The following is a 14,625-nucleotide window of genomic DNA, read 5'->3' as shown; positions in this document are numbered from 1 at the left end:
TATACAGATTGCTTCGTTCCACTCGCAATGACGTTTTTTACAGGTCAATCTCCTTTAATGCTTTGATGTTGTTACGTTCTAAGAAAGCATCAATCGTTTCAAAGTGTTCGATAACGCGTTGGTCTTTAAATTCAAATACTTTTTGAGACAATCCTTGTAAGAAATCACGGTCGTGCGATACTAAAATCAACGTTCCGTCGAAGTGTAATAAAGCTTCTTTGATTACTTCTTTTGATTTTAAATCTAAGTGATTTGTAGGCTCATCTAAAATCAACACGTTTACAGGTTCTAACAATAGCTTTACCATTGCTAAACGGGTTTTCTCTCCTCCAGAAAGTACTTTTACTTTCTTTTCTAAATCATCTCCCGAGAACATAAAACGTCCTAATATATTTTTGATTTGCGTTCGGATGTCTCCTTCGGCAACCTCATCTACAGTTTGGAAAATTGTTAATTCAGGATCTAACAACGACGCTTGATTTTGTGCAAAGTATCCCACTTTAGCGTTGTGTCCTAAACCACATTCACCTTCAAAATCAATTTCTCCCATAATGGCTTTAATCATGGTCGATTTTCCTTCTCCGTTTCTTCCTACAAACGATACTTTTTCTCCACGAGCTATAGAGAAACTTGCGTCTTTAAATACTGTTAAGTCTCCGTATTGTTTTGTCAATCCTTCCACTTTCACAGGATAATCTCCTGAACGTGGTGATGGTGGAAAACGCAGTTTTAATGCTGAAGTATCTACCTCATCTATTTCTACAGGAACTAATTTTTCTAACATTCGTTCACGTGAAGCTACTTGATTCGTTTTTGAATAGGTTCCTTTAAAGCGCTCGATAAACGCTTTGGTATCGGCAATAAACTTTTGTTGTTCTTGATAAGCTTTTAACTGATGTGCACGACGCTCTTTACGTAACTCTAAATAATGTGAATAGTTGGCTTTGTAATCGTGAATAGTTCCCATCGTAACCTCAATAGTTCTGTTGGTAATATTATCGATAAACGCTTTATCGTGCGATATTACTACTACTGCCTTGGCTTTGTTTAATAAGAAGTTTTCTAACCAAATTACCGATTCGATATCTACGTGGTTGGTAGGCTCATCTAACAAAATTAAGTCGGGTTTTTGCAGTAAGATTTTCGCCAGCTCTATACGCATACGCCAACCTCCACTAAACTCTGAAGTTCCTCTTTCAAAATCTTCTTGTTTAAATCCTAGCCCTTTTAAAGCTTTCTCTACTTCTGCTTCGTAGTTTATTTCTTCTAACGCGTAGTACTTCTCCCCTAAATCTGATACGCGCTCGATGATTTTCATATAATCATCCGATTCGTAATCGGTACGGGTTTCTAATTGTTTGTTGAGGTCGTCCATTTCGGCTTTCATAGCAAAAATAGATGCAAATGCTTTGGACGCTTCTTCTTTTACCGTGCAATTGTCTTCCATTAACAAATGCTGAGGTAAGTAAGCGATTACGGTATCTTTCGGACTGCGAACGCCTCCTTTAGTTGGTTTAGAAACTCCTGCTATAATTTTCATCATGGTGGATTTTCCTGCCCCATTTTTACCCATTAAGGCAATTTTATCGTTCTCGTTTATTACAAACGAAACGTCACTAAACAGGGTGTTACCACTAAACTCAACCGTTAATTGATCTACCGTAATCATACAAAATATTTTAAGCGGCGAAATTAGCAAAAACTGTGAATAAGTTTGTAAAAACTTTCACTTAGATAGCTTATTGATTTTGTTATATTTGAGAGAATAAAAAAATTGCTCAAACTTCACTATATCCGATGTTATTCTCCGGATAAAAGAACTAAAGTTTGACATATAACAAGTTAGCTGTAATTTTAACCGAATGCCAAACTGTAAACTTTGTTTGAACAGAGAAGCGGATAAACCGAACTCTCACATTATACCAAAATTTTTGGCTAAACGATTATTTGAATCATCTAAACCAAGACATTCTGTAGAAATTAATCGAAAAGGGAAAATTAGAAAAATTCAAGATACACCAAAGGAAAATTTTATATTATGTAAAAATTGTGAAAAACGTTTAGAGTATTTAGAAACGTTAATTTCAAGAAAGATAACTTCTATAAATAATTACAATAATTTAAATGACAAGTTTAAAATTAAGGAATATGGGAAGAATAAAATTTTAGAATGTTTAAACATTAATCCGATTGGATTTAAACTTTTTATTTTTTCTATAGTTTGGAGAACTTCTGTATCAAGTCTTCCCGAATTTGAGACTTTTAAATTAGATGATAAAACAGAAAACGAATTAAGATTATTATTAGATAAAACTCTCAAAAACAGTCATTCAGAATTAGTTAATTCTATTTCAAAAACAAATGATTTTACTAACTTTCATTACTGCGTTTTTAAACCATTAATGAGAAATGAATTTTCAAGAGGAATTTTTACAGCATACAAAATGGCTGAATTTCAATTTGGAATTTTCACAGTAGATTATATAATATTCTTTTATTCAAATAAAAAAGATATGAATCCAGCTTTTGAGTTTGTTTCTAATTTTCAAAACGAGAAGTTATTAATTACTTTAACAGGAACAGATGATTGGAAAATGCTGAATGAATTGGTAGTTAGGAAAATGCTAAAAAAACAGTAGCTAACTTAAGTCGTGTATAAAAAATTGCTCCATTAGTACTTAAATAATGGTCGTTACCCTTTTGTTATGTCTGATTTTCCTTCGGAAAATCCTCGCTCACAAAAACACAACTTTTCATACACAAACACGTTAATGCAAAATCTTAAACAACAATTCTTTTAAAATATCAGCATGGGTTTGGTTAGCACCAACCCCTTTGCTTTTTACATCGGCATCACGCAATAAGGCTATAATTTGTGATACTTTTCTCATTGGGTAGTTACGTGCTGCGTTTACATAATCATCCACAAAATATGGATTCACCCCTAAGTTTTTAGCTACCGAAGCTTTTGATTTGTCTTTTAATCCGTGGTACATTAATAACTGTGTAAAAAAACTATTTAGCAAGGAAATTGTCATTACTAACGGATTATTCTTAGGGTTTTGTGCAAAATAATTGATAATCCTGTTCGCTTTTACCACATCACGCTGCCCTACTGCTTTACGCAACTCAAAATTGTTAAAATCTTTAGAAATACCTATATTTTCTTCAATGTGCTTATCGCTAATAATAGTTTCTGCAGGTAATACTGAAGTCAATTTATCAAGTTCGTTACTAATCTTACTAAGATCAGTTCCTAAAAACTCTACCAACATTTGAGCAGCTTTTGGCTCGATATTAAACTTCTTTCCTCCCAAAACCTGACGAATCCAATCGGCTACTTGATTATCGTATAGTTTTTTACTCTCGTAAATAAGTCCACTTTTCGCTATTGCTTTATACGCTTTTTTACGTTTATCGAGCTTTTTATATTTGTAATTAAACACCAACACCGTACTCGGTTGAGGGTTCTCTGCATAGCTTTCAATCTTTTCAATTGAACGACTTAAATCTTGTGCTTCTTTTACAATAATCACCTGTTTTTCTGCCATCATTGGAAAACGTTTAGCCGAAGACACAATTTCCTCTATCGATACATCACGACCGTACATTACCACTTGGTTGAATCCTTTTTCAGACTCATCAAGCACGTTGTCTTCAATATAATCTGAAATTTTATCAATGTAATATGGTTCTTCTCCCATTAAAAAATAAATGGGTTTGATGTTACCTCCTTTTATATCGGATATGATAGATTTAATTTCGTTCATAAAGCCTCTCCTCAGTCCTCTCCGAAGGAGAGGAAGTGTTATTTATTCTATTTTTAACGATGTTGATAACATCGTACTCCTCCTTTTACTTTTCTTTTACAAGCACCACCAGATTTTGTTCTTGCTCCACAAGTTGAACTATACGATTTTGTACTTTTTGTACTTGTAGTATTTGATTGTTTGGTATGTTGATAACAAAATCCGTTTGCTAGCTTTGTTTGATGTTTACACCGTGTTCCCTTTTTCGTAACCCCTTTACATCTTACCGTATAAGACTTTCCTACAGATTTATTCGTAAAACCAGCTGTTCTTCCCACATAAGAAGGTTTACAAATTTTACAAGCAGTTAAGCCATAAGCGTTAATTTCATCTTCATTAACCTTTTTCGACACATTCTCTACCATTCTACAAGTAGCTGTATGAAACTTTTTACCTGATGGGGTCTTATAAAAGTCTTGAGCTTGTAGTTGAATTACTACTAAAAATAATAAAATGAAAAAGTTAAATCGCACTTTAATAAACTTAAATAATTACTTTTGGTTTATGCAAAAGCTCAACCTTCCTAGCTATACATTCAAGCTCAAAAGTAACGAAAATAAGACGCTTATTTTTGATAATTTGAGAAAAAAATATGTGGTTTTAACTCCTGAAGAATGGGTACGCCAACATTTTGTTCAATTACTAATTCAAGAAAAAAGCTATCCTGTTTCTTTAATTGCTATTGAAAAACAACTGATTATCAACAACCTAAAAAAGCGTACTGATATTGTGGTTTTTGCTTCGAACGGACATCCGAATATTATTGTAGAATGTAAAGCCCCACACATACCAATTACCCAAGATACTTTTGATCAGATTGCACGTTATAACTTAAAACTCGATGCAAATTACCTCATTGTAACCAACGGACTGCAACACTTTTTTTGTATGCTCGATAAAGAGAACGAAACCTATGTGTTTTTAAGAGATATTCCTGAGTACAAGTAAATACCTTTATTTCAAACCGAAAAATTGCTTCACTATCAAAATGGAAGACGAAGTCTTAAACATGAGAATTACTTAACTTATGAGATTCCTCCTCATACCTCGTTCGGAATGACGAAACACAGAATGACTCATGCTTTTTAACAAGAATTTCATTTATAAACTGTAAATTTGCCTTCTTGAAAACAGCTATTGTCATATTAAACTGGAATGGGAAAAAATTGCTTGAGCAGTTTTTACCTTCTGTCGTGAATTTTAGTTGTGAAGATGCTCAAGTATATGTTGCTGACAATGCTTCTACAGACGGTTCTATTGCATTTATCAAACAATATTTTCCTACAGTAAAAATTGTTACAAACACCGAAAATGGCGGGTATGCAAAAGGTTACAATGATGCCTTACAACATATTGATGCCGACATTTATTGTTTAGTAAATTCTGATATTGAAGTTACCGAAAACTGGTTAACTCCCGTTATTGATACTTTTGAAAAAGAACCGGATACAGCAATTATTCAACCGAAAATTTTAGACTTTAAAGACAAAACAAAGTTTGAATATGCTGGTGCTGCTGGTGGTTTTATTGATGCTTTTGGGTATCCTTATTGTCGCGGTCGTTTGTTTAACGACTTGGAAACAGATAACGGACAATTCAACGATACTACAGAAATATTTTGGGCTTCAGGAGCTTGTTTTTTTATCCGTTCCAAAGTGTTTCATCAACTCAACGGTTTTGACGAAGACTTTTTTGCGCATCAAGAAGAAATTGATTTATGCTGGCGTGCTAAAAATAGTGGGCATACTATAAAATATGTGGGAACATCAACCGTATACCATGTAGGTGGAGCAACATTAGATACTTTAAACCCTAAAAAAACGTTTTTAAATTTCAGGAATAGTTTACTTAACCTAGTTAAAAACTTACCACTATTTAAATTACTTCCGATTATTTTCTTTCGTTTAGTATTAGATGGCTTAGCTGGAGTTAAATTTTTATTAGAAGGAAAACCAAAACATCTTTTTGCCATTTTAAAAGCTCATTTTAGTTTTTACGCACACCTTCCAATATTTTTAAAAAAGAGGAAAAAACTTCCGAAGGAATCAAACTACGCATTATATACTTCTATTGTTTGGCAATATTATGCTAGAAGGAGAAAAAAGTTTGAAGATTTACGTTAATTCTTTTTCATCTTTATAAATGTAGTAAAGCAGAAAAAAAACTGCTACACCACCAAAGGTATGCCATAACCAATGTGTTCCCATGGGTAATAATTCAATTTTATTATCCAACGTTCTAAACAAAAGCGCCATTCCGAATATTAACACTCCGTAAGCTATATATTTTACATTTTTCCAATGTGTTTTATAAGCGTACCACACTAAAGGAGTTGACACCGCTAAGGCTGTTACTGCATACCCAAACGATGTTCTGTACCCTACTGGTATTGGTAAAAAACGAGGTAAAATAGACACTAAAAGTATTGCAAGTAAAATGCCTATTCGTTGCCACCAATTTCTTTTTATTTTTCCGATGAAATAAACAATTGCGCCTAAACATACAAGCATGATAGGTACCCAATCTAACAACAGCCAAAATTCATGACTTCGGGTTCCGTGAAACATGGTACCTCCTACCCAACTGATGAATATTACAGGAATGGCAAACAGAAAAAACGGATACTGCTTAGGGTTTTGATACACTTTTCTTCCGAAGTAAATCAATAACACTATAAAAATAAGATTGCTAAATGTATTGAAAGGTTCAACAGGTAACCTACCTGCGATGGTTTCTTAATATATTGGTCCGCTGTCGTTAGGGAATCTTTCCAGTAAAAACATATATCCTTTTCTATTATGTAACAAGATAAGGATTAATGTTTTAATTAAAAATTAAAGTTTTTATAAAATAACACGCCATGCATCTGTTTCTGCAAAATCTTTGATAACCTTATTTCTCTCTAGTAATAAGTTTATCATATATTTTTTCAAGAATATTTTATCTATTAATCTTCCTAGAAAACCAAAAGGAGAAACATATTCAAACACATCGATCATCTTTACTTTATTCTCAAATTCTTCAATAAAATAATGTTCGTGTCGAAAACTTTTAAAAGCTCCTTTTTACATTTCATCTACAAAATATTCTGGATACTTATATTCTGTAATTTTTGAAGTCAGTTCTTGATAAAACCCCAAATGTTTGGCCCTCCAAGTAACACTTTCATCCAACCCTATTAAGCCCGTCATTTTACCAGCAACGACTTCTTCTTTTGTCTTTTGAGTTGATATTTTGTGTAATTCTACACTACGAGATAAGTCAAAAACGATTTTTTTAGATGAATTTATATAAGTGATTAACTCAATTCTAGGCATTACAAAATATCTAAACTTCCTTTTCCTTCACGAATCACTTCTGGCTCATCGGTTGTTAAATCGATTACGGTAGATGCATGGTTATCTCCATAGCCTCCATCAACAACAACATCTACAATATTTTGCCACTTTTCGAAGATTAATTCAGGATCTGTAGTATACTCTAATACTTCGTCTTCGTCATGAATAGAAGTTGATACAATTGGGTTTCCTAAAGCTGTTACAATTGCCCTAGCAATATTATTATCAGGCACACGTATACCTACCGTTTTACGCTTTTTATACGCTTTTGGTAACGTATTGCTACCAGGTAATACAAAAGTATACGGCCCAGGTAAAGCTCTCTTTAAAATTTTATACGTAGCTGTGTCTATTTGCTTTACATAATCTGACAAATGGCTTAAGTCATTACACACAAAGGAGAAATCTGCCTTTTCTGGCTTTATTCCTTTAATTTTCGCAACTCTAGCTAAAGCTTTGGTATTTGTAATATCGCAACCCAACCCGTAAACTGTATCGGTTGGATAAATTATTACCCCTCCGTTTTGTAAAACTTTTACAATTTTCTCTATCTCTTTTGGGTTCGGGTTGTCGTTATACAACTTTATAAATTGTGCCATGGCTTAGTAATTGTCAAAATCAAAATCGTCTAAACTTTCAAAATCATTAAACTCATCGTCAAATTCATCACCAAACTCATCATCTAAATCTGTAGATAAATCATCTGCCTTAAACTCCTTTTCTGGAGCTTCTTCTGGAATTTGTCCGATTGATAATATCATTTTTGTTTCGGTAACAGCTTCGTCAGACTGCTCTATTACCTCTACATAAAAAGTCCACATTTGTAAGAAATCATACACGTAAATTAACTTATCGTGCATATTCGGCAAAGTTTCATTCAATATACAAGTTGCCATTGACACCCCTTCACCTGCTTCTGCCATATTAAATAACGGAATTTCTTCTCCTTGATTCCAATCTTCGTCGGTACGGTAAAAAGAAGCCATTTCTTGTCCGTTAAAACCAAACGATTTTGCTATGTCAAAATGCAAATTTTCTAACGAATTATTATCACTTACCATTAGGGTTCTAATTACATCTTCTTTTGTATCTAAAATTACGCGTACTTTATACATTCTATCATTTTTTGTCAGTACAAAAATACGTATTTTTGAATGATAATTTTTAGTAAAATGAACAAGCAAGAATCTCTTACAATCTTAAACAATTACAATAAAAACACCCTAATGGAAACTTTAGAAATTGAGTTTATTGATTTAGGGGATGATTTTATTACTGCCAAAATGCCTGTAACTTCAAAAGTGCATCAACCCTACGGAATATTACACGGTGGAGCCACAGCTGCCTTAGCAGAATCGGTTGGAAGTTGTGCTTCGGCTTTTTTTTTAAGAGATTCTAATAAAATTATAAAAGGAATTGATCTAAGCATTAACCATATAAAAAGTAAAAAGGAAGGACATGTTTTTGCTACTGCTAAAGCGATTCATAAAGGTAGAACTACACATTTATGGGAAGTAAAGATTGTAGATGAAGATAACAACTTAATTTCGCTTTGTAAGATAACCAATATTGTTTTAGACAAACAGTAGTATGAACCCTCATAGAGGGATTAAGCATACCTAGATATCACTTAAACAATAAGAATATGAATAAAAAAGAGTTCAAAAGCTTTATGATTCGACTACGCTTAGCAAGGAACAAATAGAGCTAAAACTTAAAAATCAATATTTTAACTCAAAATTTATTCATGTGAAATTGTTGAAAAAAATCTTGAAATTTACAGGAATTAGTCTTTTTGTAATTCTACTTGTTTTATACTTCTTATTCTGGAAATTTTCTGCTCCAAAATCTGATCAACAAGTGATTGAAAAGTTTAATCAAAGTTCTGTTATACCTACACTTTCTCACGAAAATTTTAAAGGATTTGAATACAGAAAACTTTCTATTGTAAAAGACACCACCTTACCTACGCTAGTTTTTGTTCATGGAACCATAGGTTCTTCCACCGATTTTATTAAGTATATGAAAGATAGTTTACTACTTAGTAAAGCTAATGTGATTTCGTACGATAGGATTGGTTACAATTATCAAGACAAGAATTCGGTTCAAGAAAGCATTGCTTTTGAGCGTGATATGCTTCAAGACATTTTGCAAGACATAAATCCTAAAAAAACAATTGTTGTTGGATATTCTTATGGAGGTCCCATTGCTTTAGCTCTTCAAAAAAAAGTTCATAAAGTACTATTATTGGCTCCTGCTATATACAGCAAAGTAGAACCGATGCCTTGGACCTTGAATTTTTATAAATGGAAATTTACTAGATGGCTTGTTCCACCCGTATGGCAAGAAGCCAGCAGAGAAAAATTATCGCACAAACAAGATTTACAAAAGTTTGAAAACAATTGGAAATCAACCCCAAACCAAATAGTAAGTATTCACGGTACAAATGATTGGATTGTTCCTTATGAAAACTCAATATTTTTAGAACAACACTTTCCTAAAAATCAGTTTAAGTTAATTAACATTTCTAATGCAGGTCATGGGTTTATTTGGAGTAAATTTGACACGATTAAACAACTTTTAATACAAGAACTAGATTGAGTATTTTTTCAAATATAAAAGAAGCTTTAAAACAACAATTACCTTTTGTTGCTTACAGAAAACCAAATACATCTTTACTTAAAGGTTGGTTTCAGCAAAATGCTACGTTAATTACTTCTGAAAACTATAGTGAAAGCGGATTTATTTTTGCTCCGTTTGATAGTAGAGAAAAAGCTATTCTAATTCCTGAAAATCAATCTACTTATTTTGAAGAAGAAGTAAGTATTGATTCTATTTCTTCTAACAACAATATTAATCACACGCCTGATACTTCTTCCGAAGAAAACCATATTCAACTTGTTGAAAAAGGAATACAAGCCATTGAGAATAATCAATTTAAAAAAGTAGTTCTTTCCAGAAAAGAAAAAGTTAAATTACCAGAATTCAACCTTATTGAGACTTTTCAAAAACTATTGAATAGTTACCCTACAGCTTTTGTATATGTCTGGTATCACCCAAAAGTTGGTTTGTGGTTAGGCGCTACTCCTGAAACATTAGTGAGTATTCAAGGCACCAACTTTACCACTATGTCTTTGGCTGGAACTCAAGTTTATATTGACACTACCAATGTTTCTTGGCAACCTAAAGAAATAGAAGAACAGCAGTTTGTTACTGTTTATATTACAGACAAACTTTCAAATTACTGTTCAGAAATAACCACTTCTGACACCGAAACTATTAAAGCTGGTAATTTACTTCATTTAAAAACTATTATTAATGGGACGCTAAAAACGGATAATGCTACTTTAATAAACACCTTACACCCTACTCCTGCTGTTTGTGGATTGCCTTTGGAAGCATCAAGAGAATTTATTTTAAATACTGAAAACTATCACAGAAGTTTTTATACTGGTTTTTTAGGAGAATTAAACATCAACTTTAAAGAAAGTAATTTGTTTGTGAATTTACGTTGCATGGAAGTTGAAAATAACACGGTAAATATATATGTAGGCGGCGGAATTACACGAGATAGCAACCCTATAAAAGAGTGGCAAGAAACCGTAGCTAAGACCACTACAATGAAAAAAGTTTTATAGGAAAATCCCCTATTTTATAAAACTTTTCACCTAACAGAAATATTAACCCTCTGAAATACAGCTTTTTTTACTATATTTAGGTAAACTTAAAACTCGCTTTCCTATGAAACAAAAATTACTTAGGATTAACCAGCGTGAAGATAAACTTAATAGTAGAGTAGGTAGAACTTTAACGTATAAGCAGCTGGTTGAATTCGCATCAAAACTACCAAACAAAATAAAATCGCTTGTTTAAAAGCAAAAACCACCAATTGCTTGTGCACAACTGGCGGTTTTTAAGTGTAAATTGAATTTGAATTGATTTTTTTATGCACAAACCAAGCTCTAAACACAAATTGTAATTTGTGTTTAGGGTTTATACGAACAGTTATCTTCTGTTTTTAAATATCGTCAAAAGAAACATCAGTAAAACTTTCTGTAGAAGAGGCTTCTGTAGCCATTCCCTCTTCTCTCTTATAGTCTTTTTGGTGACGCTCACTAATTACTTCAGAGCCTTTTTCGTTTACAATAAAGTCTGTTGCTTTATTCAACATTTCTGCAAAATCAGTAAAGTCTTCTTTGTATAAGTAAATTTTATGTTTCTGATAATGGAAAGACCCATCATCGTGAGTGAATTTTTTACTTTCTGTTACTGTTAAATAATAATCATCTGCCTTTGTAGATCTAACGTCAAAAAAATACGTTCTTCTTCCTGCTCTTAAAACCTGTGAAAAGATTTCTTCTTGTTCTACTCTCTCGCTCATAATTCGCTTTAAATAATAGTTGTTTACTTAAAATTTCTCAACAAATCTAACAAAATATTTGACTTGGCAATACGAATTGCTATATTTCTTTTTCTAAAAGTTGTTGTTCATACAGGTCTTTATAGTATCCTTTTTCCTTTATTAATTGATTATGAACACCTTGTTGAATTATCTTTCCGTTATCTAAAACGATAATTTTATCGGCATTTTTTGCTGAAGACACCCTGTGACTAATAATTATTGTGGTTTTATCGCTAGAAACTCGCTCTAAATTAGATAAAATTTGCTCTTCTGTCTCGGTATCTACTGCTGATAAACAATCATCAAAGATTAAAATTTGCGGATCTTTAATAATTGCTCTCGCAATAGAGGTTCGTTGCTTTTGACCACCTGAAAGTGTAACACCTCTTTCTCCTAAAATGGTTTTATATCCTTCTTTAAAATCGATGATATTCTCATTAATTACAGCGTTTTTAGCAGCTTCAATAATTTCTTCTTCCGTAGCATCTTCTTTACCAAACTTGATGTTATTTTCAATTGTATCAGAAAATAAGAAAGGTTCTTGCGGCACAAATCCAATTTGATTTCTTACATCATATAAATTACACGTTGTAATATCTTGTCCATCTATAAACACTGTTCCTTCAGTAGTATCATACAATCGTGATATAAGGTTGATAATGGTCGATTTTCCACTTCCTGTTTTACCCAAAATTGCTAAAGTTTCTCCTTTATCAACTTTAAAACTCACATCTTTTAATGCGGTTATATCAGTATCTTCATACGTAAGGGAAACATGTTTAAATTCAATCTCTCCTTCTACATCCGTCGTACCTTCATTGTTATTTTGGATTTCAGGAACATGCTGTAAGAACTCATTAATTCTTTCTTGAGAAGCTTCTGCTTGCTGAATCATAGAAGTAACCCAACCTACAACAGCAACCGGCCATGTTAAAATATTTACATACATAACAAAAGCTCCAATAGCTCCTACTTGAATCTCTCCATTTATATATAATGTTCCTCCTACATACAATACAATAATATTACTGATTCCGATTAATAGTATCATTAGAGGAAAAAACAGTGCTTGTACTTTATATAAGTCAATATTCTTTTCTTTATTAGCATCCGCTAAATCATCAAAATTTTTGATTACTGCATCTTCAATAGCATACGATTTCACCACATTAATACCCGAGAAAAACTCTTGATTAAAGGTTGTTAACTTCGATAAATATTGCTGAACAACAGTACTTCTCTTATTTATCTGCTTACTCAACACAAAAATCGACACCGATAAAACTGGAAATGGTATCATGGTGTATAGAGTTAATTTTGGAGAAATTGCATACATCTGAGTAAAACCTATTACAAAAGATACTAGCATGTTTAAAGAATACATGATAGACGGACCAACATACATACGCACCTTAGACACATCTTCGCTAATACGATTCATTAAATCACCCGTTCTATTTTGCTTGTAAAAGTTAAGTGATAACCGCTGATATTGCTGATAGATTTCGTTTTTCAGGTCAAATTCTATCTTTCGAGACATCACTATAATGGTTTGACGCATTAAAAAAGTAAAAAAACCACCTAATAAAGTTACTCCGATAATAAGTAAAATATTGTTTAGCAAAATGCTTTTTACTTCTGATATCTCCGTTATTTTTCCTAACTGATAATCTTCTACCACATTTAGTGAATCACCTACAAAATCAGGGATTCTTAGTGTAAATATTTTTGCTAGAACAGTAATAAAAACCCCTAACAATAACCTCCATTTATACTTTATAAAATACTTATTTAAATGCTGTAATGCTTTCAACCTTACTTTTTTATAAAAATTCAACTTAAAAAGAAGCTTCTTGTTAAAGATACCATAATTGAGCTCTCTTTTTTTGCTTTTGTTTTAACGATTTCTTACTTTTGTGCTCGAATTTTTGAGATTGCTTAAATTATCTCAAATTAAAAAACTAAAACAAATGACATCAGAAATCATTGATACTAAAGATCTTAAGAACGACCCTGTGTTTGGTCAATTATCTTTTGACAATCACGAGCAGATCGTTTTTTGCAACGACGAAGATACAGGTTTAAAAGCAATTATTGGTATTCACAACACAACTTTAGGACCTGCTTTAGGAGGTACTAGAATGTGGCAATATAAAAGTGAGTGGGAAGCTTTAAACGATGTGTTACGTTTGTCTCGTGGTATGACTTATAAGTCTGCTGTTACTGGTTTAAACCTTGGTGGTGGTAAAGCAGTTATTATTGGTGATGCAAAAACTCAAAAAAATGACGCGTTAATGCGTAAGTTTGGTGAGTTTGTAAACTCTTTAAGCGGAAAGTATATTACTGCGGAAGATGTTGGGATGGAAACTCGTGATATGGATGTTATTCGTGAAGTAACTCCACACGTAACAGGTGTTTCTGAAGCAATTGGTGGATCTGGAAACCCTTCTCCTGTAACTGCTTACGGAGTATATATGGGTATGAAAGCTGCTGCTAAATATAAATTCGGAACTGATAACTTGGAGGGTAAAAAAGTATTAGTTCAAGGTGTTGGTCACGTAGGTGAAACTTTAGTAAAGCACATTACTGACGAAGGCGCTCAAGTTATCTTAAACGATATTAACGAAGCTCGTTTAGAAGAATTAAGCAAAAAATACGGTGCTAAAGTTGTATTAGGAAACGATATTTTTGGTTTAGACCTTGATATCTATGCTCCTTGTGCTTTAGGTGCTACTCTTAACGATGAAAGCATTGCTCAATTAAAAGCTCAAGTAGTTGCTGGTGCTGCTAACAACCAATTAGCAAACGAATTAAAACACGGTACGATGTTAAAAGAAAGAGGTATTGCGTATGCTCCTGATTTCTTAATCAACGCTGGTGGTATTATTAATGTATATGCAGAAGTTGAAGGTTACGACAAAGCAGAAAGCTTAAAGAGAACTGAAAACATCTACAACACTACATTAGAAATTTTCAATTTATCAGAAAAAGAAAACATCACTACACATCAAGCTGCTTTCAATATTGCACAAGCAAGAATTGATGCTCGCAAAAAAGAGCAAAATAGCTAGATAAA

16 protein-coding genes are annotated in these 14,625 nt (G+C 32.6%); 7 read left to right on the top strand and 9 right to left on the bottom strand.

Annotated features, from left to right (window positions below; genetic code table 11):
• Nucleotides 1–37: 37 nt before the first annotated feature.
• Nucleotides 38–1,669 carry an ABC-F family ATP-binding cassette domain-containing protein gene (locus ACR9ES_RS13240; RefSeq protein WP_435254523.1) on the bottom strand — a complete coding sequence of 544 codons (1,632 nt, stop codon included), beginning with the start codon at nucleotides 1,667–1,669 and terminating at the stop codon, nucleotides 38–40.
• A gap of 193 nt (nucleotides 1,670–1,862) precedes the next feature.
• Between ACR9ES_RS13240 and ACR9ES_RS13235 the strand changes: the two genes are divergently transcribed.
• Nucleotides 1,863–2,639, top strand: a complete 777-nt coding sequence (locus tag ACR9ES_RS13235) for a hypothetical protein (RefSeq protein ID WP_435254522.1) — start codon at nucleotides 1,863–1,865, stop codon at nucleotides 2,637–2,639.
• Nucleotides 2,640–2,768: 129 nt separating this feature from the next.
• Here the strand turns inward: ACR9ES_RS13235 and holA are convergent, their stop codons facing one another.
• A complete protein-coding gene (gene holA / locus ACR9ES_RS13230; protein ID WP_274634632.1) occupies nucleotides 2,769–3,770 on the bottom strand; it encodes a DNA polymerase III subunit delta in 1,002 nt (333 codons plus the stop codon).
• Between the two features lie 53 nt (nucleotides 3,771–3,823).
• Nucleotides 3,824–4,282, bottom strand: a complete 459-nt coding sequence (locus ACR9ES_RS13225; RefSeq protein ID WP_435254521.1) for a DUF5763 domain-containing protein — start codon at nucleotides 4,280–4,282, stop codon at nucleotides 3,824–3,826.
• Between the two features lie 31 nt (nucleotides 4,283–4,313).
• Here ACR9ES_RS13225 and ACR9ES_RS13220 point away from each other — a divergent pair, with 31 nt between their 5' ends.
• Nucleotides 4,314–4,757, top strand: coding sequence for a type I restriction enzyme HsdR N-terminal domain-containing protein (locus tag ACR9ES_RS13220; protein ID WP_435255652.1), 444 nt, complete (start codon nucleotides 4,314–4,316; stop codon nucleotides 4,755–4,757).
• Nucleotides 4,758–4,933: 176 nt separating this feature from the next.
• Nucleotides 4,934–5,932, top strand: coding sequence for a glycosyltransferase family 2 protein (locus ACR9ES_RS13215; protein ID WP_435254520.1), 999 nt, complete (start codon nucleotides 4,934–4,936; stop codon nucleotides 5,930–5,932).
• On the opposite strand, the gene ACR9ES_RS13210 is transcribed toward ACR9ES_RS13215, so the two are convergent.
• From ACR9ES_RS13210 to ACR9ES_RS13195, 4 genes are all read right to left on the bottom strand, one after another.
• The gene (locus ACR9ES_RS13210; protein WP_435255651.1) at nucleotides 5,924–6,538 is read right to left on the bottom strand and encodes a ceramidase domain-containing protein; all 615 of its coding nucleotides are present in this window, start codon (nucleotides 6,536–6,538) and stop codon (nucleotides 5,924–5,926) included. The two genes, ACR9ES_RS13215 and ACR9ES_RS13210, sit on opposite strands and share 9 nt — an antisense overlap.
• A gap of 336 nt (nucleotides 6,539–6,874) precedes the next feature.
• Entirely contained in the window at nucleotides 6,875–7,126 is a 252-nt protein-coding gene (locus tag ACR9ES_RS13205; protein ID WP_435254519.1) for an SRPBCC family protein, read from the bottom strand.
• The gene (locus tag ACR9ES_RS13200) at nucleotides 7,126–7,746 is read right to left on the bottom strand and encodes an L-threonylcarbamoyladenylate synthase (RefSeq protein ID WP_435254518.1); all 621 of its coding nucleotides are present in this window, start codon (nucleotides 7,744–7,746) and stop codon (nucleotides 7,126–7,128) included. The genes ACR9ES_RS13205 and ACR9ES_RS13200 overlap by 1 nt, the downstream gene beginning before the upstream one ends.
• A 3-nt stretch (nucleotides 7,747–7,749) precedes the next feature.
• Nucleotides 7,750–8,262: an IS1096 element passenger TnpR family protein gene (locus tag ACR9ES_RS13195; protein ID WP_435254517.1), complete on the bottom strand. Its 513-nt coding sequence runs from the start codon at nucleotides 8,260–8,262 to the stop codon at nucleotides 7,750–7,752.
• A 57-nt stretch (nucleotides 8,263–8,319) separates the two neighbouring features.
• Between ACR9ES_RS13195 and ACR9ES_RS13190 the strand changes: the two genes are divergently transcribed.
• From ACR9ES_RS13190 to ACR9ES_RS13180, 3 genes are all read left to right on the top strand, one after another.
• Nucleotides 8,320–8,736 carry a PaaI family thioesterase gene (locus tag ACR9ES_RS13190; protein WP_435254516.1) on the top strand — a complete coding sequence of 139 codons (417 nt, stop codon included), beginning with the start codon at nucleotides 8,320–8,322 and terminating at the stop codon, nucleotides 8,734–8,736.
• A gap of 181 nt (nucleotides 8,737–8,917) precedes the next feature.
• Nucleotides 8,918–9,748, top strand: a complete 831-nt coding sequence (locus ACR9ES_RS13185; protein WP_435254515.1) for an alpha/beta fold hydrolase — start codon at nucleotides 8,918–8,920, stop codon at nucleotides 9,746–9,748.
• Nucleotides 9,745–10,785 (top strand): chorismate-binding protein, encoded by a 1,041-nt coding sequence (locus ACR9ES_RS13180; RefSeq protein ID WP_435254514.1) that lies wholly within the window; start codon nucleotides 9,745–9,747, stop codon nucleotides 10,783–10,785. Before ACR9ES_RS13185 ends, ACR9ES_RS13180 begins: the two co-directional genes overlap by 4 nt.
• 380 nt (nucleotides 10,786–11,165) lie before the next feature.
• On the opposite strand, the gene ACR9ES_RS13175 is transcribed toward ACR9ES_RS13180, so the two are convergent.
• Both ACR9ES_RS13175 and ACR9ES_RS13170 read right to left on the bottom strand, forming a co-directional pair.
• Nucleotides 11,166–11,528 (bottom strand): PUR family DNA/RNA-binding protein, encoded by a 363-nt coding sequence (locus ACR9ES_RS13175; protein WP_435254513.1) that lies wholly within the window; start codon nucleotides 11,526–11,528, stop codon nucleotides 11,166–11,168.
• Nucleotides 11,529–11,607: 79 nt separating this feature from the next.
• Entirely contained in the window at nucleotides 11,608–13,362 is a 1,755-nt protein-coding gene (locus tag ACR9ES_RS13170) for an ABC transporter ATP-binding protein (RefSeq protein WP_435254512.1), read from the bottom strand.
• 157 nt (nucleotides 13,363–13,519) lie between these two features.
• On the opposite strand from ACR9ES_RS13170, the gene ACR9ES_RS13165 reads away from it, so the two are divergent.
• On the top strand, nucleotides 13,520–14,620 hold the full coding sequence (locus tag ACR9ES_RS13165) for a Glu/Leu/Phe/Val family dehydrogenase (protein WP_274634644.1): 1,101 nt from the start codon (nucleotides 13,520–13,522) through the stop codon (nucleotides 14,618–14,620).
• The last annotated feature ends 5 nt before the right edge of the window (nucleotides 14,621–14,625 follow it).

The sequence above is a fragment of the Tenacibaculum sp. A30 genome (assembly GCF_051200845.1).
Lineage (GTDB): Bacteria > Bacteroidota > Bacteroidia > Flavobacteriales > Flavobacteriaceae > Polaribacter.
The sequence above is the reverse complement of the archived record's forward strand: the minus strand, read 5'-3'. Positions and strand labels throughout refer to the sequence as shown.

What these genes read in the sequence shown, in the direction of transcription:
- ACR9ES_RS13240 (WP_435254523.1), bottom strand. Translation starts at nt 1,669, where the DNA reads ATGATTACGGTAGATCAATTAACGGTTGAGTTTAGTGGTAACACCCTG.
- ACR9ES_RS13235 (WP_435254522.1), top strand. Translation starts at nt 1,863, where the DNA reads ATGCCAAACTGTAAACTTTGTTTGAACAGAGAAGCGGATAAACCGAAC.
- holA (WP_274634632.1), bottom strand. Translation starts at nt 3,770, where the DNA reads ATGAACGAAATTAAATCTATCATATCCGATATAAAAGGAGGTAACATC.
- ACR9ES_RS13220 (WP_435255652.1), top strand. Translation starts at nt 4,314, where the DNA reads ATGCAAAAGCTCAACCTTCCTAGCTATACATTCAAGCTCAAAAGTAAC.
- ACR9ES_RS13205 (WP_435254519.1), bottom strand. Translation starts at nt 7,126, where the DNA reads ATGCCTAGAATTGAGTTAATCACTTATATAAATTCATCTAAAAAAATC.
- ACR9ES_RS13200 (WP_435254518.1), bottom strand. Translation starts at nt 7,746, where the DNA reads ATGGCACAATTTATAAAGTTGTATAACGACAACCCGAACCCAAAAGAG.
- ACR9ES_RS13195 (WP_435254517.1), bottom strand. Translation starts at nt 8,262, where the DNA reads ATGTATAAAGTACGCGTAATTTTAGATACAAAAGAAGATGTAATTAGA.
- ACR9ES_RS13190 (WP_435254516.1), top strand. Translation starts at nt 8,320, where the DNA reads ATGAACAAGCAAGAATCTCTTACAATCTTAAACAATTACAATAAAAAC.
- ACR9ES_RS13175 (WP_435254513.1), bottom strand. Translation starts at nt 11,528, where the DNA reads ATGAGCGAGAGAGTAGAACAAGAAGAAATCTTTTCACAGGTTTTAAGA.
- ACR9ES_RS13165 (WP_274634644.1), top strand. Translation starts at nt 13,520, where the DNA reads ATGACATCAGAAATCATTGATACTAAAGATCTTAAGAACGACCCTGTG.